The sequence below is a fragment of the Haloarcula sp. CGMCC 1.2071 genome (assembly GCF_037078445.1).
In the GTDB taxonomy this organism is placed as follows: domain Archaea; phylum Halobacteriota; class Halobacteria; order Halobacteriales; family Haloarculaceae; genus Haloarcula; species Haloarcula amylolytica.
Genome location: NZ_JAYMGY010000001.1, coordinates 252575 through 272714, shown reverse-complemented (window position 1 = coordinate 272714; position 20140 = coordinate 252575). Strand labels below are relative to the sequence as shown.

The following is a 20140-nucleotide window of genomic DNA, read 5'->3' as shown; positions in this document are numbered from 1 at the left end:
CGTGAGCGGAGCGAAAGTGGTCGACGGTACTGTGGTCGGCCCGGTCGCTACGACCCATCGCCGGGCCCCGCCGCGGCGTCGCGGTACCGCCGGAACGCTCGCAGAGCCGCCCGACCCTCGTCGGCCAGCCCGCTCACTTCGTGTTCGGCCTGTGCGACGGCCGCTTCGAGTCGCCCGACGCCGAACGTCTCGACGAAGGCGACCGCTTCGTCTAAGTCGTCGGTCGCCTCGGTCGCTCGCTCGATGACTGTCCGGTAGTCGGCGTCGCCGCCTGTATCGCGGGTGCCAATCCGGCCTGCGCTACAGCCGTCCTCTCCGTCGGCTACTCGCAACGCTCCGCCTCCGTTGTCGCTGTTGTCGCCCTCCCCGTCAGCGAGTGCCGCGAGTGCCGCTTTCACCTGGTCGCTATCGGCCATAGAACGGCGTGGCCACGGCATCCGAAATAAACGTTTGCTGGCTCCGGGTCAGTTGATGGCTCGTTCGAGACACCCGTTCAACTCGAACCGATTGAAAAAGCGTACAGTTTGGTGACGTAACCGGTTCGATAGAACTAACAGCCCAGTCCCGGTGTTACAGGACGAAAACCCACTGTCGGATGGCCTCCACAATGTCTCTACGCGTACTCCGATCCGACGACAACGCGCTCTCCTCGGTCACAATCGTCGCGCTACTGATTCTGGCAACCCTGCTCATCTCCGTCGTCCTCGCGCTGTTCATCCTCGGCGGGTGAGGCGGGACGAGCACTTGCTGGCAGCAGCCGGTACGCTTCCCGCAGCTCCCCGTCCGAGCGTTCAAATACCAACACGCGACCAGGGCCGGGCATGACAGATATCGAGACGCTGGCCGAACGGCTCCGCACGGTCGAACGCGCGGTCACGGACGGAACGACGGAGTTCCCGGAGGTGACGGAACTCGCTGAGTTGGAGAGCCGCGTGGACACCATCGAGCAGCGTATCGACGACATCGACGAGCGGACGGCGGAGCTCGAAGCCGCCACGCAGGCCCTCCGCGGCTACGTGGGGAACATCCGCGCGGTCAACGAAGATGTCGAGCAACGCGCCGACGCGGCGCTGGCGGCGACCGACCGACTGGAAGTCCGACTCGACGAAGCACTGTCGTCGTCGGCATCTGACCCATCAGCGGCGGGGACCGACCAGTTACGGGCGGAGACAGTACAAGGCCATCCAGGCTTGTCGGATAGCGGCGAGCACAGAGAAACGAACGCCACGACCGAGGAACCGACCGATTTCTCCGCCATCACCGACGGCGGTGATCCCGACGACGAGACCACTGACGCGGGCGTTATCGGACGTATCCGTGCGCTGCTGTGATATACCGGCTGGTTCTCGCCGTCGCGGTCATGACCGCACTTGTCGGTGCAACAGCGCCAGCGCTATCGACGGCCCGAGCAGACGCAGCCAGTGGTGCCATGGAGCGTCAACTGGACGAACTGGGGGCCGAATTGACCACTTTAGTCGAGACTGACGACGCGACGGCGAACGGCGACGCGCGTCGTGCAGTGGAGATACGACTCCCCCCGCGGAGCTACACGAACGCCGGCGTCAGTCACCTGCAGTTCGCGGAGCGGGCCGGTGTTGGCGTCGCGACCTGGACAGTCGAGTCCCGGAAGCGGACCGAGCGGCTGGTCGGTATCCCGATCCGAACGACGGCGTCGACCGACCGGCTCGACGAACCCGGTACACATCAACTCGTGTTCGTCTTGACGCGGTCGGACGGCCAGCGGGTGCTGAGGGTCCATCGGTTTAAGTCCGAAGCCGCGGCGAGGAACGGCCATGCGTGAGTGGCTCTTCGGGTCATCGGCGTCGGACTGCCGCTGTGAAACGGCAATCGAGGGTGAGCGGCTGGTAGTGACGGCGGACCAGTGTCCGGGCAGTGGCGACCTCGCCGCGTCGGTTGACTGCCGGGCGACGGTCGTCGATTCGCTCTCGTCGACCGGTATCGATACCGTCGTCACGGAGCAAGCAGGACAGGAGCGAGTGTACGTCGACCGGGCGGCGGCGGTACTCACCGCGGCTGGCCGGTTCGCGACCAGAGTCGCCTCGCTGGACGACCGCCTCGCAGACCGCGCTCGCCGGGACCCCGTCGCTGCCGCCGCGGAGGCAGTCGGCCGAGCGGGGCCGGTCGCTGACCTGGCGGCGGAGACCGGGTTGGCGGTCGCCACAGAAGGCTTCGATACCAGCGAGCAGGCACTCACTGCATACACTGGGCCAACGATTAGCGACGCCCGTGTCGGGGCAGCGCCGCCGTCGGCTGCGGCTCTCCGGGACCAGCAAACGCTCCCGACAGAGGCCGTCGTTCGGCGATACGACACGCGCAGCGACCACCTGCCGATGTATCATATCGAGCCCCGCGAACAGCGGTTCGACGTGGATACGATGGAGACGCTCGTCGAAGCGTACGAGCGAGTCGCCACCGCTGCCGCCGACGGCGACTGTCACCCGTACGACGCAGCTACCGCGGTGGCCGGCGACAGTACGACGGCAACCGCTGTCGGTGCCGTGCTGGAGAAACACACGGGCGGGCTCGGGATTCTGGAAGATATCTTCGCCGATCAGCGGGTGTCCGACGTGTTCGCGACAGCCCCAGTGAGTGACACCCGGCTCCGAGTGCGTTGTGACAGCGAGACGATGCGGACGAATGTCCGCCTGACGCCGGCGGGCGCGAACACGCTGGCGTCGACGTTCAGACGGTCGAGCGGCCGGGCGTTCTCACGAGCGAGCCCGACGCTCGATGCGACGGCGACGGTGGCTGACCGACAGATTCGCGTCGCCGGTGTGAGCGAACCGGTCAGTGACGGCCTCGCCTTCGCCTTTCGCGCCCATGACAGCGACGTGTGGCGGCTGGCCGACTTCGTCGACAACGGGACGATGCCGACAGCCGTCGCCGGGCTGCTCTCCGTCGCCGCGGAGCGCGGCGGGGCCTGTCTCGTCGCCGGCCCCCGCGGCGCGGGCAAGACGACGACGCTCGGGGCGTTGCTCTGGGAACTCCCCTACGAGGTCCGGACTATCCTTATCGAGGACACGCCCGAACTTCCGGCGTCGTCCCTGCAGTCCGACGGGCGGGACGTGCAGGCGCTTCGGACCGCCCGCGGAGAGGGGCCGTCGGTCGACGCCTCGGAGGCCCTGCGGACCGCGCTCCGGCTCGGCGAGGGCGCGCTCGCCGTTGGGGAGGTCCGCGGCGAGGAGGCCAGCGTTCTCTACGAGGCGATGCGTGTCGGTGGCGGCGACGGGGCCGTCCTCGGGACGATTCACGGCAACGGCCCCGAAGCGGTTCGGGAACGGCTGGTGTCGGACCTCGGCGTCCCGGTGCAGTCGTTCGCTGCGACGGACCTCGTGGTGACGCTGGCTCCGCCCGCGTCGGAACACGGCCGCGGTATCGCATCTGTCGCGGAGATCGTCTCCCACGACGACGACGTTTCTTTCGAGATGCTCTACGAGCGCGACGGAGCGACGGCGACAGCCACCGGTCGCTTAGAGCGGGGCAGCAGCCGTCTGGTGGAGTCACTCGCCGCACCCGGCGAGTCCTACGCCGAGGTACTCGACGCTGTCGAGGCGCGAACCGAACGATTCGAGGAGTCAGTGGCTGTCGAGACACGCGGGAACGAGCCACCCACAGACGAGGTCCAGCCGTGAGCCACGCCAGCGGTTCAGACGGCGACAACGACAACGCGAGCACAGCACCAGCCGCACCGCCCACAACCGCAGTCGGTGCGGCCTCTCCTGGCACTATCGAGGTACCAGACGACTACCGGCGAGCGTGTCGGCTGCTCTCGGTTTCGGCCCCGCCTGAGGCACTACTGACGGCGAGCTACGCCGTTGCGGTGTGTGGCTCCCTGCTCGCACTGGTCGCCGCTGTGACGGTGACCGGACTGCTGGCGACGACTGTCAGCCTCGGACTCCTCGCCCTGTCCCTGAGCGTCGCGGCGCTGGGACGGTACGGCGTGCCGTTCGCCGCCGAAGCAAAGCGGATTCGAGCGCTGGGGACCGCGCCGTCGCTCGTAACGACACTGGTGCTCGGCGCGACGCTGTGGCCCAGCGCCGAGCGGGCGGCGGCGTTCGCCGGACGGGCCGGAAACGGCCTGCTCGCCACACGGCTGCAACACCATCGACAGCGAGCCGCGGGCACGCCACGGAGCGGTCTGGGAACGTTCGCGGCGTCATGGGGTAGCCGGTTCCCAGCGCTCGAACGCGCTGTCGGGCTGGTCGAGAACGCGACGCTGGCCCCGACCGAGGAGCGCCCCGAGGTCCTCGAACGCGCACGGCAATGCATCCTCGACGGGACGCGCGACGAAATGGCGGCCTTCGCGGCCTCACTCCGAGGTCCGGCGACCGGTCTGTACGCGTTCGGTGTCCTCCTGCCGCTGGCGATGGCGTCCTTGCTGCCCGCCGCCGCTGCCGCGGGTGTGCCAGTGACCGCCCCTGTGCTGGTCGGGACCTACGGCGTGGTCTTTCCCGGCGCACTGTTGGTCGCCTGTTGCTGGCTCCTGGGCCGGCGACCGGTCGCGTTCCCGCCAGCGACAATCCCGCGAAGCCACCCGGACGTGCCGGCGTCGGCACTTCCATCGGTCGCGTGCGGCATCGTCGCCGGAATCGGGGGGTGGCACCTTGCCGGCGCGCTCGTCGCTGCGTGGGCGTCGCCTATCGGGGCGCTCGGGACCGGTGCCGGGAGCGCGCTCGTCAGCTACTACCGACCCATCGCTGAGGTCCGCGACCGCGTCACCGACATCGAAGCGGGCCTCCCCGACGCGCTGTCTGCCGTCGGTCGACGGCTGGACCGCGGCCAGTCAGTCGAAGCCGCGCTCGTCGAGGCTGTCGACGAGGCTCCCGAACCCACCAGCGGCGTCATCGAAGCCGCCGCCGCCCGACAGGAGCACCTCGGAACCAGCGTCGAGGAGGCATTTCTCGGCCCTGGCAGTGCACTCGCTGACGTTCCGAGCCGTCGGGCTCGTCGAGTGGCGACCCTGCTGGATACGGCCGCAACAATCGGGCCACCGGCGGGGGAGTCCGTGACGACGATGGGAGAACATCTGGACGCGCTCCGGGCCATCGAGCGCGAGACGCGTCGCGACCTCTCGCAGATAACCGAAACGCTGTCGAACACCGCCGGGCTGTTCGGGCCGCTGATCGGCGGTGCGACCGTCGCGCTGGCTGGGTCGATGGGCGGCGGTGAGCAGTTCAGCACTGTTTCGAGCGTGGTGCTGGGGCCGGTCGTCGGCTGGTACGTCCTCGTTCTGGCTGTCCTGTTGACGGCGCTGTCGACGGGCCTGCACCGCGGACTCGACCGCGCGCTCGTCGGCTACCGAACCGGCCTGGCGCTCCTGTCGGCCACGGCCACCTTCTTCGTTGCCGTCGTTGCCACCGGGCTGCTGGTCTGAGGTTTTAAATCGGAGAACGCGGCCAGGCCGTTCCATGTTCGAGACGCACGTCGATACGCTGTACCTCTGGGTCGGCCTGGGGACGGTGAGCGTGGCCGTCCTCGGAGTTGTTGTCGGTCTCCCGACGACCGCACCGCCGGACGCGACGGCGACGGCTGCGACTATCGATGAGGTCACAACAAGTCCGCCCGGATCCGTCGCACATCGACGCCTCGCCGCTGCAGAGTGGGCGTTCGACGGTCGCGAAATCAACCTCCGCAACGACGGCGGGACAGCCACGGCACGACTGATCCGAGCGGCTGTCCCGGCGCGGACCGACCGGCTACAGGCAGTGGTGAACGGGGAGCGGCCGAAGGCGGTGTACGATTCACCAGAAGCGTTCAGTCAGGAGGTCCGCAAGGCGCGGAACACGGACACGACGTGGCGACCGGCCCCCGAGCGACTGACGGTCAGGCACGTCGCCTGGGGAGGGACCGATGTCGCCATCGTCGGATAGAGCGACGACGGAGCCGCTGGCCGCGCTCGTCGCTGTCTTCGCCGTCACGCTCGGCGTGGCGCTGTACGCTGGCGTGGTAGACGAAGCGTTCGGAACGCTCGACGACGACCGCAATATCGCCACCCCGACCGCCGATGCTGTGGAACAGCGGCTCTCGTCGGCCGGCGTCGTCCGGCCCGGAAGACTCAACAGCGCGCTCGATACGGTTCCGGCGAACTACCACGGGAACGCGACCATCACGGCGACGACCGGCGAGCGATGGAGCAGTGGCCGGAAGTCACCGAGCAACGCTGACACCGAAACCAGAACGGTGAGCGTGCGGGTCGGGCCGGGGGCAGTCCGCCGGGGAACGCTCACCGTTCGGGTGTGGCGATGACCCGAGCCATGAGCGCCGTCGCCGACGTGACGGTGTTTCTCCTGCTCGTCGGTGCGGCCGCGGGGACTCTCGTGAGCGGCGTGGGAGTCGAGAAGCCGGCGGCGACCACGAACCCCGCGGCCGAGCAAGCGTCGACACTGGCGACGAGCACCGCGAGCGTCGAGTATGATCTGGTCGTCCCTCCGTCAGATCGTCGTACGCCACCCGACAACGCTACGCGGCGGGAGCGGACGAGTCACGGGACCGTCGCGGAACTGCTCGGTGAGGCGGCGATGAGCGGTGTCACCGTGGACGGCGAGCGGGTATCGAGCGCCGGCGCGGACTTCGAGTCCCGAGTCGCTGTGGCGACGCGTGACAGACTCCACAGCCGTGAGCATCGAACGTCCGTCCGCGTCACCTGGGCACCGTATCCCAGTGCGCCAGTCAGCGGCGAGTACCGCGTCGGCGACCGGCCCCCTGACAGCGTGGACGTTCGAGCGGCGACGGTAACAGTCCCGAGCGGGATGGAGAACGTCTCGGAGCCGGCCCGCGAAGCGGCGAAGACAAACGGCTACGATGGCGTGGCGACGGTCGTGGCTCGGAGCGTCGTCGACGGGCTGTTCCCGCCGACACAGTCGCGGTATGCTCTCCGTGGCGACTACCCCTCGGACGTGCTGCTGGCCGCGCGGTACGAGCGTATGGCCGACCTGACGGGGGCGAGCGTTGCCGTTGAGAAGCAATCGACGACAGAAATGAACCGCGACCTGACCGCGGCGCTCGCCGCCCGGCTTCGGATCGATATGCGGTCGCGGTACGACGCGCCAGCGGACGCCGCCCGCGCCGTTCGAGTGAGCCGTGTCCGCGTAACTGTCAGGACGTGGTCCCCGTGAGAGACGACACCCGCGGCCGGATCCCGTTCGCGTTGCTCGGCGTCCTCCTCCTGGTGAGCAGCCTCACGCTGGCCCCGACGTTCGTCACCGAGCCGGCCCCGAGCGAAACAGCCGTCGAGCGGGCGCTGAATCAGGCCACAGCGGAGACGCAGGTCGCCGTGCGGGACGGCGTCTCGACGGCTGGCCGGCAGGCGGCCGCGAACCCGGTCGTCACGCCGGCCGATACGCCCACTGGCCGGGTGCTGAACGACTCGATGGCGTTCCGGGACTCGCTCAGAATACGCGCCTATCTCCGGGTTGCGGACCGACTGGAGCGCGTCACCGGCCGAAGCGGTGACGTGACCGTGACCGCCAGTTTGCCGACGGTTTCTAACGCCAGCGACCTCCGGGCTGTGAAACGTCGCGTCTCGGTCGAACGCGCCGGGCCAAACGAGACCGCGATGCGGGCGACGGTCGAGAATGTCGTCCTGACGGTTCGGCGCAACGGCGCGGTGGTCTCGACGCGGCGGGTTTCGCCGACCGTCGTCGTCCCGAACCAGGCGCTCATGCTCCATGAGCAGGTATCGACCTACCAGACGCGGCTGAACAACGGTCTGGACAAGCCGGGCCTGAGCCAGCGGATGACAGCGCGTCTGTACCCGATGGCGTGGGCGAGAGGCTACGCCCAGTACGGCGGCGCAGGCATCGAGAACGTCGTCGCGAACCGGCACGTCTCGCTGGCGACGAACGGCGCACTGCTCGGCGTCCAGCGGTCGACCTTCGGCCGGAGCGACCCCGCCGGTCGTCGTGCCTTGACGGAGGCGACAGCGATGACGGGACTCGAAGATATAATTCGGGGAAGCAAGGGAACCGCTGTCTCCAGCGACGTACTCGACCAGACCGAGTACAAACCAGTCAGCGAGACGCCGCCGCGCCCGAAATCCACGGCCAGTCCGAGCCCGGAGGATTCGATGACCATCGGCGTCAACGAGACGGCCGACACCGCGTTCCGGTCCGTCACCGAGCCGTCGGCGCTCAACGAAACGCTCGAAGACGCGTACACCGTCGAGGTAGCGCTGGAAGTCGACGAGCACCGACTGGGCGGGGGGCCGCCGGGGAAGCCGGCCTCGCCGGGCAGCGAGTGGACACTAGTCGCCGACCGGACGACTACCGCTACAGAGGCAGTCGGGAACGCCAGCGGGGGTGTTGCGACGCCGGACGGCTGGCACAGATTGGAGACGTTCAGCCGGACCGTCGAGCGACAGTACACGCGGACCGCCGTCTGGCAGAACGGATCAGTACGTCGGCGCACGACTGCGTCGAGCACCGCACGCTATCGCGTGACCGTCGCCGTCGTCGGCCGCCATCACGGCCGTTCAGTGGCACCGAACCGCTCGATTCGGACCGCACACGACGCCAGCGCAAGCCCGTTGAACGGGTCGAACCTCGCCGACGTGGAGCCGAAGGCGATGGACACGCTCGTCGGCCACGCCGGGGGTCGAGACGAAACTGCCGAGCGAGTCGTCGACGACAGCCTGGGCCGGACGGAGGCGACGGTGACGGCCGACCGACCACCGGAACTGCACGAGTGGGTGTATCGGGACCTGATGGACCGACGGGACTCAGTCCGCAACACGACCGTCACCGTCGAGCGCGGACGTGTGGGGACCTTCGAGACGAATCCCCCGCGGGAACTTCGGGAGCGGGTCGCGCAACGCCGCGCCCGCCTCGCGGCCGTGCCGGACTCCTACGACAGTACGGCCCAGAAGGCCCGCGTCGCGGCCCGGCTGACCTATCTGAATGCAGTGTTGGCGGAGCTAGATAGGCAGGCCTCGGTTCGGGACAGTAACCGGAAGCGAGTCGACGCACAGCTAACGGAACGCACCGAGGGGTCGCTGCGTGCCCTCCGAAAAGGACTAACCGCCCGTGAAACGCGCATTCCACGGTCACGCCCGGCCCCGGTCGGTCCGGCCGGCCCCGTCAGGACACGGGTCGATACGCAGACGCCGTATCTGACGCTGGCCGAGCTAAACGAGAGTCGGTATCGTGCGCTGAACGGGAGCGAGCATCCGCTGGTGGCGCGGAACGCGAACGTGTTCACAGTGCCCTACGGCGACGCCGCCGACGCCGTCGTTGGCGGTGCGTTCGAGGGTGGCGATAGGGTACGCCTCGCAACGGCAGCGAACGCACTCGCAGCCGCGAACGAAACCCTCGAAGACGAGTCGAGCGCCACGCTCGCTTCGGAACGTGATGCGCTCCAGCGGGAGGTGGAAGCGGCCAACGAGGAGATGACGACGACGCTCTGGCTGGCAGTCTCCCAGCACACCGAAGCTGAACAGGACGAGAGCAAGGCCATTGTCACTGAAGCGCTGTCGCCATGGGACACATCGGCGGCCCGAGCGCTGGCGCTGACCAACGGCTCCGCGCAGGAACGGGTCGCCCACGTCGCCGGTGCCCGGCTGAACCTCACGCGGGTCGAACGCGACCGCCTTCGCCTGACGCTGCTCTCGGTCGACACGCCAGCGACCAGACCGACGCTGGGGTCGACGAACGGGACGGCCTCGGCGGTGCGGTCCGTTGCGAAAGACGAACTGCGCAGAGCGCTGGCTGATGCCGGCAAAAAGAAGGCTCAACAAATCGCGACGAAGCGGCTCGGGACGGACAAACTGCCGGCTGGCCTCCCGCTGGCCCCGCCAGTCACCCCCTGGTACGCGACGGCGAACATCTGGTGGGTGACCGTCGAGGGCGAGTACGCCAGGCTCGCCGTCTCTGCGAGTCACGGCCCGCCGAGCGAGCCAGGCGCACGGACCACCTATGCGCGTGACGGGCACAACGTCACGCTCGACGTGGACGGCGATGGAGCGGTCGAGCGACTGGGTACCGCCGACCGCGTCTCGTTCAGAGCCGAGACGGGCGTCGTCGTCGTGGTGCCGCCCAAGCCGCGCGGGGTCGGTGACAAGGGCGGGACCGCCGTGGAGAAATCGAGCGGGTGGCCGGACGCAGGTGCCTGACCCCGGGCCGCATAACCGAAGTGAAATACCCCGGGGCCATACCGACGGCCATGCTCCGAGGCGAGTTTCCTGATGCGGGCGAGCAGTCACCCGATGAGTTACTGGCGGCCTACGGCACCGTGCTGGCCGAGACAGTCGAGACAGTCGGCGTCGAGGAAATCGCCGCCGAGACCGGTCTCGACCGGACGACGGTGACAGCGTTTGCGGACGGCGATATCGGCGACCGAACGCTCGATGAGGCGGTCGCTGTGCTGGCGACCGGACCGAACCGGCCGGACGCCGACGCGCTACAGGCCGAAGCCCAGGACATCCTTCTGATGGGGATGACGACGGCTGTAATGGACGTCGAATCGCTGGCCTCCGGCATCGACGACGAACTGGAGCCGAAAGAGATCCAGCAGAAAATCGAGGGTCGCTACCCGATAACACTGGCCGAGTACGCCCTCCTGCACAGCCACATCGAGGGGGAGAAGCGGTGACGGAGCGCGTCGCCATTCTGGGCTGTGGCTACGTCGGCCTCGAACTCGGACGGCAGTTACAGGACGATCATGAAGTCGTCGGCGTTCGCCGGTCCGCCGGCGGTATCGAAGCTATCGAGGACGCCGGTTTCGAGGCCGTCCGGGCCGACGTGACCGACCCCGAGTCGCTGGCCGCGGTGCCGGACGCCGACTGGCTCGTCTTCGCCGCGAGTTCCGGCGGCCGCGGAGCCGAGGCCGCCCGCGAGGTGTACGTCGAAGGACTCCGGACGGCTATCGACCACTTCTGGTCTCGGGCCGACCCGCCCGAGCGGCTGGTGTACACCTCAAGCACAGGCGTCTACGGCGACCACGACGGCGCGTGGGTCGACGAGGAGACGGCACTGGACCCACAGACCGAGAAGACCGAGGTACTGGCCGACGCAGAGCGCGTGGCGCGCGAGCGCCCCGTGGAACACGGCGGCCACGGCGCAGTCGCTCGCTTCGCTGGCCTGTACGGCCCGGAGCGCTACCGACTGGAGCGGTACCTGGAGGGACCGGTGACGGCCGGCTACCTGAATATGGTCCACCGGGCCGACGCGACCGGGGCCGTGCGCCACCTGCTGACGGAAGACCACCGTGAGGAGGTCGTCCTGGTCGTCGACGACGAACCCGTCGAGAAGTGGGCGTTCGCCGACTGGCTGGCCGAACAGTGCGACGTCCCGTTCCCGCCGAAACAGACGACAGCGGAACGGCTGGCCGACGACAGCCTCTCAGAGACGGCGAAGCGCCGCATCCAGACGAGCAAGCGGTGTTCGAACGACCGTCTCCGGGAACTGGGCTACGAATTCGAGTACCCGACGTTCCGGGAAGGGTACCGCGACGCCGTCCGAAACTACCGGCAAAATTGACGGTATCGGGGGCGAACTTTATTACTGATAGGCTGGCGAACAGCGTGGTATGACACGCGTTGCCGCCGGCGGACTCCAGATCGACGCCGCCGCGGCGTTCGCTAGCGAGAATCCCCTGCTGGTCGCTGGTGTCGCTGTGGTCCTTCTCGCCCTCCTCGGTGCCGGCATCTGGTTGCGTCGGTATCTCAGCCGAACGCCCGGCGAGCGACTGCGTCGGACGCTGACCGGCTACGACCGGATCGCGGTGTTGATGCACCCGAACCCGGACCCGGACGCGATGGCCTCTGCCCTGGCCGTCAACCAGCTCGTCGCCGGCACTGATACGTCAGCGTCGTTGCTGTACCCCGGGGAGATACGCCGCCCGGAGAACCGGGCCTTCCAGACGGTGCTGGATCTGGATTTCGACCACATCGAGACTGCCGACGACATCGACGGCGAGGCGGTCGTCCTCGTCGACCACAACACGGCACGCGGCTTCCCCGGTGCCGAAGAGATAGAACCGGTCGCCGTCATCGACCACCATCCCGGAAACGGCAGCGGGGACGAGTTCACGGACATCCGGTCCGATTACGGGGCCTGTGCGACCATCTTCGCGAGCTACTTCAATCAGTTGGAGTTCGAGTTCAGCGACACACAGGGGAACGGGGGTATCGATATCGACGCGGCACCGGCAGAAACTGTCCCCTGTGCGCTGGCAACGGGGCTGATGTACGGTATCCAGTCGGACACCCGGTCGCTGACCAACGGGTGTAAGTCCGAGGACTTCGCGGCTGCCGCGTACCTCTACGATGGGATGGACAGCGACCTGCTCAACCGCATCGCGAACCCCCAGGTCGACGCGGAAGTGCTCGACGTGAAATCCCGGGCTATCGGGAAACGAGAGGTGCGAGCGCCCTACGCGTTCAGCGATGTGGGCGAGGTATCGAACACGGACGCGATTCCGCAGGCGGCGGACGAACTGGAGACGTTAGAGGGCGTCTCGGCGGTCGTCGTCGTCGGCGAGAAGGAGGGGACCATGCGCATCGCCGGGCGCTCGCGGGACGACCGCGTCCACATCGGCCGGGCGATAGAGGCCGTCGTCGACGATATCCCGATGGCCGAGGGCGGCGGCCACGCTCGGATGGGCGGCGGCAAGGTCCCGGTCGAGCACATGGCCGGCCTCGGCCCGAGCGACGGCGTCTCCCGGGAAGACTTCCGCGAACGGGTGTTCGATGCCATGAGCGGCGAACTGTAACAGGCGACTCCTGCGCTGTCGCCGACTCCAGTGAATCTCTGTCCTTTTGTCACTGCCCGACCAACACCCGGTATGGCCACACGGGAGGCGACCTGGGCGTACCGGGACGACCACGACGAGTTCGCGCGCACGTTCTACCGGCGGTTCGGCGACGGCGTCGTCTCCAGCATCGGTATCGGAACGTACCTCGGCGACCCGACCGACGAGCGGGACGCGAGTTACCACGACGCCATCGTGACGGCGCTCGAATCCGGCATCAACGTCGTCGACACGGCGATAAACTACCGTCACCAGCGTTCCGAGCGGGTCGTCGGCGACGCCGTCGCGGACGCCGAGGTGGACCGCGATGCGATTGCCGTTGCGACGAAAGGAGGGTTCGTCCCGTTCGACGGAGAGCGCCCGGCGGACCCCGGCGCGTTCGTCCAGTCGGAGTACCTCGACACCGGCATCGTCGACCGCGACGACCTCGTTGCCGGCCAGCACTGCATCGCGCCGGACTACATCGACGACCAGGTCGACCGCTCGCTCACGAATCTGGGGCTGGACACCATCGACCTCTACTACGTCCACAATCCGGAGACGCAACTGAAGTCCAAGTCCCGTGAAGCGGTGTACGACCAGCTAGAGGCGACCTTCGAGCAACTGGAGGAGCGCGCTGCAGCCGGCGACATCGAGCACTACGGTGTCGCGACGTGGGAGGCGTTCCGCGTGGCCGCCGACCACGACAGCTACCTCTCGCTGCCCGAGATCGTCGAGCGCGCACGCGCCGCGGCCGAGACGGTCGGCAACGCGGCGACGCATCTCCGTGCGATTCAACTGCCGTTCAACGTCGCGATGGCCGACGCGTTCACCGTCGAATCCCACGACGGCGCGGAGGGGCCGCAGTCGGCGCTGTGGTTCGCTCACGAGGCCGGGCTGGACGTGTTCACCAGCGCATCAATCATGCAGGGACAGCTAGCCACAGCGGTCCCGGACGAGGTAGCGGCGAAGCTCTCTGGCGAGACGAGCGCACAGCGCGCCATCAACTTCGCACGCAGCGCGCCGGGCGTGACCTGCTCGCTGGTCGGCACGGGCTCGGTCGAGCACGCCGAAGAGAACGTCGATGCCGGTCGGTACGAACCGCTCGGTGCGGACGCGTTCGACGCCGTCTTCGAGTAGCTAGCTGAGTTCCTTCCACTTGCCGTCGCACTCGGGGCAGACGCGCACTTTCCCGACCTCGTCCGGGTCGTTCTCCGTCGCGAGCGGCTCGTCACAACTGGTACACGAGAGCCGTCCGTAGTTGTCCTTCTCGACGTCGCCGGCCCGGAGGGCCTTCCTCACTGAGTCCATACCTGCCAGTGTGCTACCCGCGTGTAAAAACCCCGTGGCGGCGTTCCGGAACGTTGTTCATGGCTTCCGATCTATAACCGGTCGTGTCTCGTCGCCGCGTCTTCGGCTCGCTGTTGGGGATGGTGTTCTGCATCAACCTCGCCAGAGTCGTCTTTGCACCACTTATCGAGCCGATTCGGGCGACGACGGGGGCGTCCGACGCGACGCTCGGACTGCTCGCAACGATGGCCTGGGCCGGGAGCGCCCTCCCTCGGCTGCCCACCGGCGTTCTGCTGACCCGGATATCGCGGGCGAAGGTCATCTTCGGCTCCGGTGTCGTGTTGACGCTCGGGACGACGTTCACCGCGCTCGCGTTCGACCCGACGCTGTTGCTCGTCGGCGCGTTCACCATGGGGCTTGCCAGTGGCGTCTATCTGACCGCGGCGAACACGCTGGTCAGCGAGCTGTACCCGGAGCGGCCCGGCCGCGCGCTCGGACAACACGGCGTCGCTTCCCAACTCGCCGCCGTCGGCGCGCCGGCGCTGATCTCGTTCGTGCTCATCGTCGGGACGTGGCGAACCGCGTTGCAGGGGATAGCGGTCGCCGCGGGACTGGTGACCATCGCGTTCACGCTCATCGCGAGACGCTCGCAACTCCCCGACGCTGGGAGCGAAGACCGCGACCTCCTCGGCGCGGCGCGTGCCCAGTGGCATATCATCGTCACCAGCGTCGCCACCATCGGCGTCGCGGGGATGGTCTGGAACGGGCTGTTCAACTTCTACGTCACCTACGCCACGAGCGTCGGGCTGTCCGCGGGCTCGGGCCGGACGCTGCTGTTGCTCGCGTTCGGCGCCGGCGTGCCGGCCTTCTACGTCAGTGGTCGCTTAGCCGACCGCCTCCCGTCGATTCCGTACCTTCTGACGATTCTGGCCGCCTTTACCGGCTGTGTGCTGGTGCTCCCGTCACTGACCGGATTCTGGTCGCTGGCCGCGTTCAGCGTCGTCGTCGGCTACGTCATCCACAGCATCTTCCCGGCGGTGGACGCGTACCTGCTCGGCTCGCTCCCGGACCGCCACCGCGCGAGCGCCTACGCCACCTACGGCGCGGGAATGATGGTGATGCAGGCCCCCGGGAGCGCGCTCGTCGGCCGACTGCTGGACGCCGGCGTCACGTTTCCGACGCTGCTTCGCGGCATGGGAGTCGCGTTGCTCGTCGTCCTCGTTGCGATGGTGTCGCTGCACCTCGACGGTCGGCTGCCGAGCGCGGCCCGAGCCTAAAGGCTGAAGCCGCTCGGTGCCGCGTCACCTGTATGGACCTGCCACCGGACGAGCTGGCTGGCGTCGTCGACCTCTTCGGCTCGCTCACCAGAGCGGAACTCGTCGACGCCTGCGGCGAACTCGCCTTCAAGCAGGGCGTCGACGCCGACCCGGACGCGGTCGCGGCGGCCATCGACGGCGCTATCGACTCGTATCACCTCGTCGCCGTCGACGACCACGCCGCCGACACCGACGAGACGCTGCTTGTGGTCGGCCCCGTCGCGTTCCCGGCGCTGCCCGACGGCGCTGCCGATCTCCCACACATCATGGATGTGCCGGCCCGCGATCCCGCACGCGACGCCGTCGTCGAGGCCGTCAAGGCCCGCTTTCGAGAGGACGCGGTGATGGCCGTCAAGAACAGCGACGAGGACCGCGTCGAGACACTGCTCGACGTGAGCTACGATATCGAAGCCTGGGAGAGCGTGGAGATGGACGGCCTCCGCGACCGTCTGGACGACGTGTGATTTCGGTACCCGTATTCTGCACGATTAAATCGGTTAGTTCGCAGGAGTGAGCCACCCGAATTAAGACGCTCGGTCACCTACGGTATGCTATGCAGTTCGACCGGGTCGCGGCCCACGAGCCAGTCGTCGTGGACGACGAGCCACAGGAGGCCGCCGTCATCGCCCCGGTCGTCACGCGACCCGAGGGCGAGGCGATACTGTTCACGAAACGCGCTGACCACCTGTCTGACCACCCCGGACAGATGTCGTTCCCCGGCGGCGGCCGCGAACCCGAAGACGAGGACCTGCTGCGGACCGCGCTCCGGGAGGCCAACGAGGAGATCGGCCTCGACCCGCTGGCGGTCAACGTCGTCGGCCGGCTGGACGACATCAGGACCATCACGCGCTACTCCGTGCGCCCGTTCGTCGGCCGGATCCCGGACCGCGACTATCTGCCCTCGGACGAGGAAGTCGCGGAGATCGTCACCCTGCCGGTATCGGAGCTGACCGACTTAGACAACTACGAGTCAGAGCACCGCGACCACCCTCACTACGGCGAGATACGGCTCCACTTCTTCTACGTCGACGGCTACACCGTCTGGGGCGCGACGGCGCGGATGCTCGTCCAGTTGCTCGAACTCGCAACCGACTGGCGGATGCCGCCCGAGCCGGACCGCTACATGGAGCCGGACGACGACCTCCCGCCGAGCGTGCGCGACGAAGCAGAGTGACACAGAGTGGGTTGTGGTAGGGCCGAGAGCGACAGGATTTTGCGACCCCGAGACGTTGATCGCGTACTGGATGACCACGCTTACCGGTGCGACACTGGCGGTCGCCGGCATCGACGCGGTGGCGCTCAAGCCGACAGAAGTGGACGTGTCCCGAGCGACGGGCCTCGACATCGAGACGCTCGCAATCGATTACGAGGGGGCGGCTCACGTCCCGGAGACGGACACTATCGAACGACTGGCGTCGACCGCCGACGTACGCGTCACCGCGCCAGTCCGGGCCGACGGCTTCGATCCGCTGGGCGACGACAGCGGGTTCGACGCGCTGCCGGCAGGTGCGGGACACGTACTGGTCGCCGGCCACAGCGCATATCTCTCGGAGGACGAGGCCGAACGGGCCGTCGCACCACGGTTGCGGGCGGCCGTCGACGACGCCAGCGACCCCTGGGTCGGCACCGAGGGCATCGAACGTCTCGCGCTGGCGGTCGGGGGCACGCAGTACGAACTCCTCTCCCGGACGACGGCCCGCGACGTGCGGACGCTCCGGACGGCCGGCTTCGAGGGATCGATTGCCGTCTACGCCCCGCTCGTGCTCTCGAACAGCGAGGACGCGATGCTGGACGCCGTCGGCGACTACGCGGCCCGGCGCGGCCCGGTTCGGAACGCACTGCCCGATGGCGCACCGACGGACAGCCGAGCGACGGGGCGGGCCAGAGACGTACTCAAACAGGCCATCCGCGACTACGCGCTCGTCGGCTCCGTCGAGACAGTCGCCGAGCGAACCGAGCGACTCCACGACATCGGTGTCGACACGATTGTCGGCTATCCGGCGCGTGGACTCGACCCCTTCCTCTCGTAAATGAACGTCGCCGTCGTCGGCGGCGGGGCCGTCGGCCTGTCGACCGCAGCGGCACTGGTTCGCCACGGCGCGTCAGTGACGGTGTTCGAACGCGACGGATTGGGAAGCGGTGCAAGCGGCCGCGCGGCCGGCCTCTGCTACGACGCGTTCGCAGACGACGTGGACGCGGCCGTCGCCGCGGACGCGCTCGCTCGCTACCGCGACATGAACCTGTTCGAGCCACAGCCCTACGTCTGGGTCGCGCGCGACGAGAGCGACGCCACGGCCGTCCGCGAGCAGATCGCGGGGATGCGGCGAAACGGTGTGGCAGTCGAGGCGCTCACGCCAGCGGAACTCGGCGACCGCTACCCCGCGCTGGACATCAGTGGTATCGAAGTGGCCGGCCTCGCCCGAGATGCTGGCGTACTCGACCCGGACGCGGTGGTGGCGACGCTCGCGGAGCAGGCCCGGGCGGACGGGGCAAATATCGAGACGGGAACCCCAGTCTCACTCGCGTCGCCGACAGCCGTCGAAACGCCGGACGAGACGCGGACGTTCGACGCAGTGATCGTTGCGGCCGGCCCGCAGACGAAGCCACTCGTCGCTGCTGTCGGCGTCTCGCTCGCGTTGAAGGCCTACCGGGCACAGGCGCTCGTAACCGAGCCGGTCGACGCCGCCCTGCCGTCGTTCTACGACGCGACGCGGGAGTTCTACTGGCGGCCGAAAGCCGACGCGCTGCTGGTCGGCGACGGCGCACACGAGGTCGACCCGACGGACTGGGACCCGGAGGCTGACGCCGAGTTCGTCAGCCGGAGCCTCGACCGCGTCGAGCAGGCGGCGGCGCTCAATCCGACGTGCGACCGGGCCTGGGCCGGCCTGTGTACGGCGACGCCGGACGGCGCGCCGCTTGCCGGGCGGGTCGTCGACGGGCTCTGGGTGGCGACCGGCTGGCAGGGCCACGGGCTCATGCGCGCGCCGGCGATGGGCGACTATCTCGCCGCAGACGTTCTCAATCGCCCGAATCCCCTCTCGGAACACCTGCCCAAGCGGGTCGACCCGACGCGTTTCGACGGCTCCGAAGAGTTCGCCGCGCTGGACGACCCGACGCGTGACTGGGACGAGTGAATGCGCTGTGAAAAAGTGTATACGCTCCGATCAGGCGTCGTCGTCTTCGCCCTCGTCGGCTGCTTCGGTCACGTCTTGACCGTCGGCTGGTTCGCCGTCTGCATCCGCTTCGTTGTCCTCGGCCGTCTCGCTGTCGTCGCTTTCGACGCCGACATCCGTTGCCTCGTCCTCGTCGTGGTCGGTCTCGGCCTTCGGGACGCGAACGTGGAGCGTGCCGTTGCTCTTGAGCGTCGCCTGCGCCGTCTCCGGGTCGACAGCGGCGTCGCTCGGAAGAGTGACGCTCCCGTCGAGCGCGAGCCCGCGGCCGGGGTAGCGCATCTCGAAGCCCTCGTAGAAGTCACGGAAGCGGTCGATGCGGACCTCCACGCGGTCGTCGACGTACCGGACCTGGATGTCCGACGCCGTCGTGCCGGGCGCGTCGAAGACGACGAGGTAGGCGTCGTCCGACTCCAGCAGGTCCGAGGCCAGCGGCTTGTTCTCCTGGACCCGGCCGGCGGCTCGACCGATGTTCTCGAAGATTGCGTCGCTGATCGAGGAGCCGATGTCCCGCATCATAGTTCCACTTCGTCGAGGCAGTCCGTCCCGCCACAGTACGGACAGGAGAACGCCGCGAGTTCGACATCGTCCGGCATATCGTACGTGTAGTGCATCTCGAACATGTCGAGTTCGCAGCTGTCGTCCGTGCAGACGACCTCCATAGTGGCTGGCATACTATTCCGTTGGTCCGTCGGGGACAAACCGCTTACGGACGGGGAAGGGGCCACCCCGTTCGTGCCAGTCCCAACATTGATACCGTCACCGGCGTACTCGGGTGTATGAGTGAACGCGTCCTCGGGGCGGATTTCAGCGGCGCAGCGACCGCTGGCGACGCGCTCTGGGTCACCGAGGCGATACCGACGGGAGACGGACTGCAGATTCAGCGGTGCTACCGCGGGACAGACGAGTGGGGTCGGGACCGTGAGACGGCCCACGCTGGCCTCGTCGACCGCATCACCGACGAAGATGTGGGCACTGTTGGGCTAGATTTCCCGTTCAGCCTGCCCCAGGCGCTCCTTGACGCGCAGTGTGGCGGGACCTGGTCGGGCTTCGTCGACTGGCTCGCAAGCGGCAGCGGGCCGACCGACCCGGGGTCGCTCTCAGAGGCGTGCCGGCACACCGGGGAGATGGCGACCGGCAACCGGGACCTGCGCCGGGAGACGGATTTCCGCCGCGGCGCACTGTGTCCCTACACGAATCGGACCCGAAGCATGACCTTCTACGGGGTCCGGGACGTGCTCGGTAAACTGCGAGACGACGACGCGACAGCCGTCGTGCCGATGCAGGGCTGGGACGCCGACACGCTGGTCGCGGAGGTGTACCCCGCCGCGACGTTCGGCTGGCTGGGCTGCTACCGCGAGGGGTACAAGAACGTCGACAACCCACGACAGCGTCGAGAGGCAAACGTCGCGGCGGTCGAAGCCTGTAGCGTCACTGTCGGCGAACATCGCGACACCTACCTCGGGAACCACGACGCGCTGGACTCGTTGGCCGCCGTGGTTTCGGCGGGCCGGCTGGCCGACGGTGCCAGACCGCCCGCCTCGGGTCCCGAAAGTGAAGGCTGTATCTTCGTCTGACGACGCAGTGAAGTCACCGTCTCCGGGTCGAAGCCCGGCATAT

23 protein-coding genes are annotated in these 20140 nt (G+C 68.1%); 19 read left to right on the top strand and 4 right to left on the bottom strand.

The annotated features are described in order from the left end of the window. Positions 1 to 47: 47 nt before the first annotated feature. Positions 48 to 416 carry a hypothetical protein gene (locus tag VI234_RS01370; protein ID WP_336329046.1) on the bottom strand — a complete coding sequence of 123 codons (369 nt, stop codon included), beginning with the start codon at positions 414 to 416 and terminating at the stop codon, positions 48 to 50. Positions 417 to 607: 191 nt separating this feature from the next. On the opposite strand from VI234_RS01370, the gene VI234_RS01365 reads away from it, so the two are divergent. The 13 genes from VI234_RS01365 to VI234_RS01305 all read left to right on the top strand — a co-directional run bounded on the left by VI234_RS01365 (position 608) and on the right by VI234_RS01305 (position 13884). Beyond that, the gene (locus tag VI234_RS01365) at positions 608 to 730 is read left to right on the top strand and encodes a hypothetical protein (protein WP_336329045.1); all 123 of its coding nucleotides are present in this window, start codon (positions 608 to 610) and stop codon (positions 728 to 730) included. Between the two features lie 91 nt (positions 731 to 821). Then, positions 822 to 1331 carry a DUF7310 family coiled-coil domain-containing protein gene (locus VI234_RS01360; protein ID WP_336329044.1) on the top strand — a complete coding sequence of 170 codons (510 nt, stop codon included), beginning with the start codon at positions 822 to 824 and terminating at the stop codon, positions 1329 to 1331. Next, entirely contained in the window at positions 1328 to 1801 is a 474-nt protein-coding gene (locus VI234_RS01355; protein ID WP_336329043.1) for a DUF7311 family protein, read from the top strand. The genes VI234_RS01360 and VI234_RS01355 overlap by 4 nt, the downstream gene beginning before the upstream one ends. Then, positions 1794 to 3653 carry an ATPase, T2SS/T4P/T4SS family gene (locus VI234_RS01350; RefSeq protein ID WP_336329042.1) on the top strand — a complete coding sequence of 620 codons (1860 nt, stop codon included), beginning with the start codon at positions 1794 to 1796 and terminating at the stop codon, positions 3651 to 3653. Before VI234_RS01355 ends, VI234_RS01350 begins: the two co-directional genes overlap by 8 nt. Beyond that, positions 3650 to 5395 (top strand): type II secretion system F family protein, encoded by a 1746-nt coding sequence (locus VI234_RS01345; RefSeq protein WP_336329041.1) that lies wholly within the window; start codon positions 3650 to 3652, stop codon positions 5393 to 5395. Before VI234_RS01350 ends, VI234_RS01345 begins: the two co-directional genes overlap by 4 nt. A 34-nt stretch (positions 5396 to 5429) precedes the next feature. Next, positions 5430 to 5891 (top strand): DUF7283 family protein, encoded by a 462-nt coding sequence (locus VI234_RS01340; protein WP_008312417.1) that lies wholly within the window; start codon positions 5430 to 5432, stop codon positions 5889 to 5891. After that, positions 5872 to 6267: a DUF7285 family protein gene (locus tag VI234_RS01335; RefSeq protein ID WP_008312415.1), complete on the top strand. Its 396-nt coding sequence runs from the start codon at positions 5872 to 5874 to the stop codon at positions 6265 to 6267. The genes VI234_RS01340 and VI234_RS01335 overlap by 20 nt, the downstream gene beginning before the upstream one ends. Continuing rightward, a complete protein-coding gene (locus VI234_RS01330; protein WP_336329040.1) occupies positions 6264 to 7136 on the top strand; it encodes a DUF7284 family protein in 873 nt (290 codons plus the stop codon). The genes VI234_RS01335 and VI234_RS01330 overlap by 4 nt, the downstream gene beginning before the upstream one ends. Continuing rightward, positions 7124 to 10126, top strand: coding sequence for a DUF7286 family protein (locus VI234_RS01325; RefSeq protein ID WP_336329039.1), 3003 nt, complete (start codon positions 7124 to 7126; stop codon positions 10124 to 10126). Before VI234_RS01330 ends, VI234_RS01325 begins: the two co-directional genes overlap by 13 nt. A 50-nt stretch (positions 10127 to 10176) precedes the next feature. Beyond that, positions 10177 to 10605 (top strand): DUF5791 family protein, encoded by a 429-nt coding sequence (locus VI234_RS01320; protein WP_008312409.1) that lies wholly within the window; start codon positions 10177 to 10179, stop codon positions 10603 to 10605. Next, positions 10602 to 11492 carry an SDR family oxidoreductase gene (locus tag VI234_RS01315; protein WP_336329038.1) on the top strand — a complete coding sequence of 297 codons (891 nt, stop codon included), beginning with the start codon at positions 10602 to 10604 and terminating at the stop codon, positions 11490 to 11492. The genes VI234_RS01320 and VI234_RS01315 overlap by 4 nt, the downstream gene beginning before the upstream one ends. A gap of 49 nt (positions 11493 to 11541) precedes the next feature. Then, positions 11542 to 12726, top strand: coding sequence for a DHH family phosphoesterase (locus tag VI234_RS01310; RefSeq protein ID WP_008312405.1), 1185 nt, complete (start codon positions 11542 to 11544; stop codon positions 12724 to 12726). A 72-nt stretch (positions 12727 to 12798) separates the two neighbouring features. After that, a complete protein-coding gene (locus VI234_RS01305) occupies positions 12799 to 13884 on the top strand; it encodes an aldo/keto reductase (protein ID WP_336329037.1) in 1086 nt (361 codons plus the stop codon). Here the strand turns inward: VI234_RS01305 and VI234_RS01300 are convergent, their stop codons facing one another. Further along, complete coding sequence (locus tag VI234_RS01300; protein WP_004517187.1) at positions 13885 to 14055, bottom strand: HVO_0758 family zinc finger protein; 171 nt, start codon at positions 14053 to 14055, stop codon at positions 13885 to 13887. It lies immediately after the preceding gene. A gap of 119 nt (positions 14056 to 14174) precedes the next feature. On the opposite strand from VI234_RS01300, the gene VI234_RS01295 reads away from it, so the two are divergent. From VI234_RS01295 to VI234_RS01275, 5 genes are all read left to right on the top strand, one after another. Then, the gene (locus tag VI234_RS01295; RefSeq protein ID WP_336329294.1) at positions 14175 to 15311 is read left to right on the top strand and encodes an MFS transporter; all 1137 of its coding nucleotides are present in this window, start codon (positions 14175 to 14177) and stop codon (positions 15309 to 15311) included. Between the two features lie 32 nt (positions 15312 to 15343). Beyond that, positions 15344 to 15814, top strand: coding sequence for a DUF7109 family protein (locus tag VI234_RS01290; protein WP_336329036.1), 471 nt, complete (start codon positions 15344 to 15346; stop codon positions 15812 to 15814). Positions 15815 to 15903: 89 nt separating this feature from the next. After that, positions 15904 to 16524: an NUDIX hydrolase gene (locus VI234_RS01285; protein ID WP_008312395.1), complete on the top strand. Its 621-nt coding sequence runs from the start codon at positions 15904 to 15906 to the stop codon at positions 16522 to 16524. 70 nt (positions 16525 to 16594) lie between these two features. Continuing rightward, positions 16595 to 17380 carry a DUF7388 family protein gene (locus tag VI234_RS01280; RefSeq protein ID WP_049943065.1) on the top strand — a complete coding sequence of 262 codons (786 nt, stop codon included), beginning with the start codon at positions 16595 to 16597 and terminating at the stop codon, positions 17378 to 17380. Further along, on the top strand, positions 17381 to 18484 hold the full coding sequence (locus VI234_RS01275) for an NAD(P)/FAD-dependent oxidoreductase (RefSeq protein ID WP_336329035.1): 1104 nt from the start codon (positions 17381 to 17383) through the stop codon (positions 18482 to 18484). It begins immediately after the preceding gene. Between the two features lie 30 nt (positions 18485 to 18514). Here VI234_RS01275 and VI234_RS01270 read toward each other — a convergent pair whose 3' ends face one another. Together VI234_RS01270 and VI234_RS01265 are read right to left on the bottom strand one after the other, a co-directional pair. Then, positions 18515 to 19039, bottom strand: coding sequence for an Hsp20/alpha crystallin family protein (locus VI234_RS01270; protein ID WP_008312389.1), 525 nt, complete (start codon positions 19037 to 19039; stop codon positions 18515 to 18517). Then, positions 19036 to 19194 (bottom strand): DUF7559 family protein, encoded by a 159-nt coding sequence (locus VI234_RS01265; RefSeq protein WP_004517194.1) that lies wholly within the window; start codon positions 19192 to 19194, stop codon positions 19036 to 19038. Before VI234_RS01265 ends, VI234_RS01270 begins: the two co-directional genes overlap by 4 nt. 105 nt (positions 19195 to 19299) lie before the next feature. Between VI234_RS01265 and VI234_RS01260 the strand changes: the two genes are divergently transcribed. Continuing rightward, positions 19300 to 20097, top strand: coding sequence for a DUF429 domain-containing protein (locus VI234_RS01260; protein ID WP_008312388.1), 798 nt, complete (start codon positions 19300 to 19302; stop codon positions 20095 to 20097). Positions 20098 to 20140 lie beyond the last annotated feature (43 nt).

Bases quoted from the DNA above. Each gene is read 5' to 3' on its own strand.
- VI234_RS01340 (WP_008312417.1), top strand. From the start codon at position 5,430: ATGTTCGAGACGCACGTCGATACGCTGTACCTCTGGGTCGGCCTGGGG.
- VI234_RS01280 (WP_049943065.1), top strand. From the start codon at position 16,595: ATGACCACGCTTACCGGTGCGACACTGGCGGTCGCCGGCATCGACGCG.
- VI234_RS01305 (WP_336329037.1), top strand. From the start codon at position 12,799: ATGGCCACACGGGAGGCGACCTGGGCGTACCGGGACGACCACGACGAG.
- VI234_RS01330 (WP_336329040.1), top strand. From the start codon at position 6,264: ATGACCCGAGCCATGAGCGCCGTCGCCGACGTGACGGTGTTTCTCCTG.
- VI234_RS01365 (WP_336329045.1), top strand. From the start codon at position 608: ATGTCTCTACGCGTACTCCGATCCGACGACAACGCGCTCTCCTCGGTC.
- VI234_RS01320 (WP_008312409.1), top strand. From the start codon at position 10,177: ATGCTCCGAGGCGAGTTTCCTGATGCGGGCGAGCAGTCACCCGATGAG.
- VI234_RS01285 (WP_008312395.1), top strand. From the start codon at position 15,904: ATGCAGTTCGACCGGGTCGCGGCCCACGAGCCAGTCGTCGTGGACGAC.
- VI234_RS01275 (WP_336329035.1), top strand. From the start codon at position 17,381: ATGAACGTCGCCGTCGTCGGCGGCGGGGCCGTCGGCCTGTCGACCGCA.
- VI234_RS01350 (WP_336329042.1), top strand. From the start codon at position 1,794: ATGCGTGAGTGGCTCTTCGGGTCATCGGCGTCGGACTGCCGCTGTGAA.
- VI234_RS01310 (WP_008312405.1), top strand. From the start codon at position 11,542: ATGACACGCGTTGCCGCCGGCGGACTCCAGATCGACGCCGCCGCGGCG.
- VI234_RS01270 (WP_008312389.1), bottom strand. From the start codon at position 19,039: ATGATGCGGGACATCGGCTCCTCGATCAGCGACGCAATCTTCGAGAAC.
- VI234_RS01300 (WP_004517187.1), bottom strand. From the start codon at position 14,055: ATGGACTCAGTGAGGAAGGCCCTCCGGGCCGGCGACGTCGAGAAGGAC.
- VI234_RS01295 (WP_336329294.1), top strand. From the start codon at position 14,175: ATGGTGTTCTGCATCAACCTCGCCAGAGTCGTCTTTGCACCACTTATC.
- VI234_RS01260 (WP_008312388.1), top strand. From the start codon at position 19,300: ATGAGTGAACGCGTCCTCGGGGCGGATTTCAGCGGCGCAGCGACCGCT.
- VI234_RS01335 (WP_008312415.1), top strand. From the start codon at position 5,872: ATGTCGCCATCGTCGGATAGAGCGACGACGGAGCCGCTGGCCGCGCTC.
- VI234_RS01265 (WP_004517194.1), bottom strand. From the start codon at position 19,194: ATGCCAGCCACTATGGAGGTCGTCTGCACGGACGACAGCTGCGAACTC.
- VI234_RS01370 (WP_336329046.1), bottom strand. From the start codon at position 416: ATGGCCGATAGCGACCAGGTGAAAGCGGCACTCGCGGCACTCGCTGAC.
- VI234_RS01290 (WP_336329036.1), top strand. From the start codon at position 15,344: ATGGACCTGCCACCGGACGAGCTGGCTGGCGTCGTCGACCTCTTCGGC.
- VI234_RS01360 (WP_336329044.1), top strand. From the start codon at position 822: ATGACAGATATCGAGACGCTGGCCGAACGGCTCCGCACGGTCGAACGC.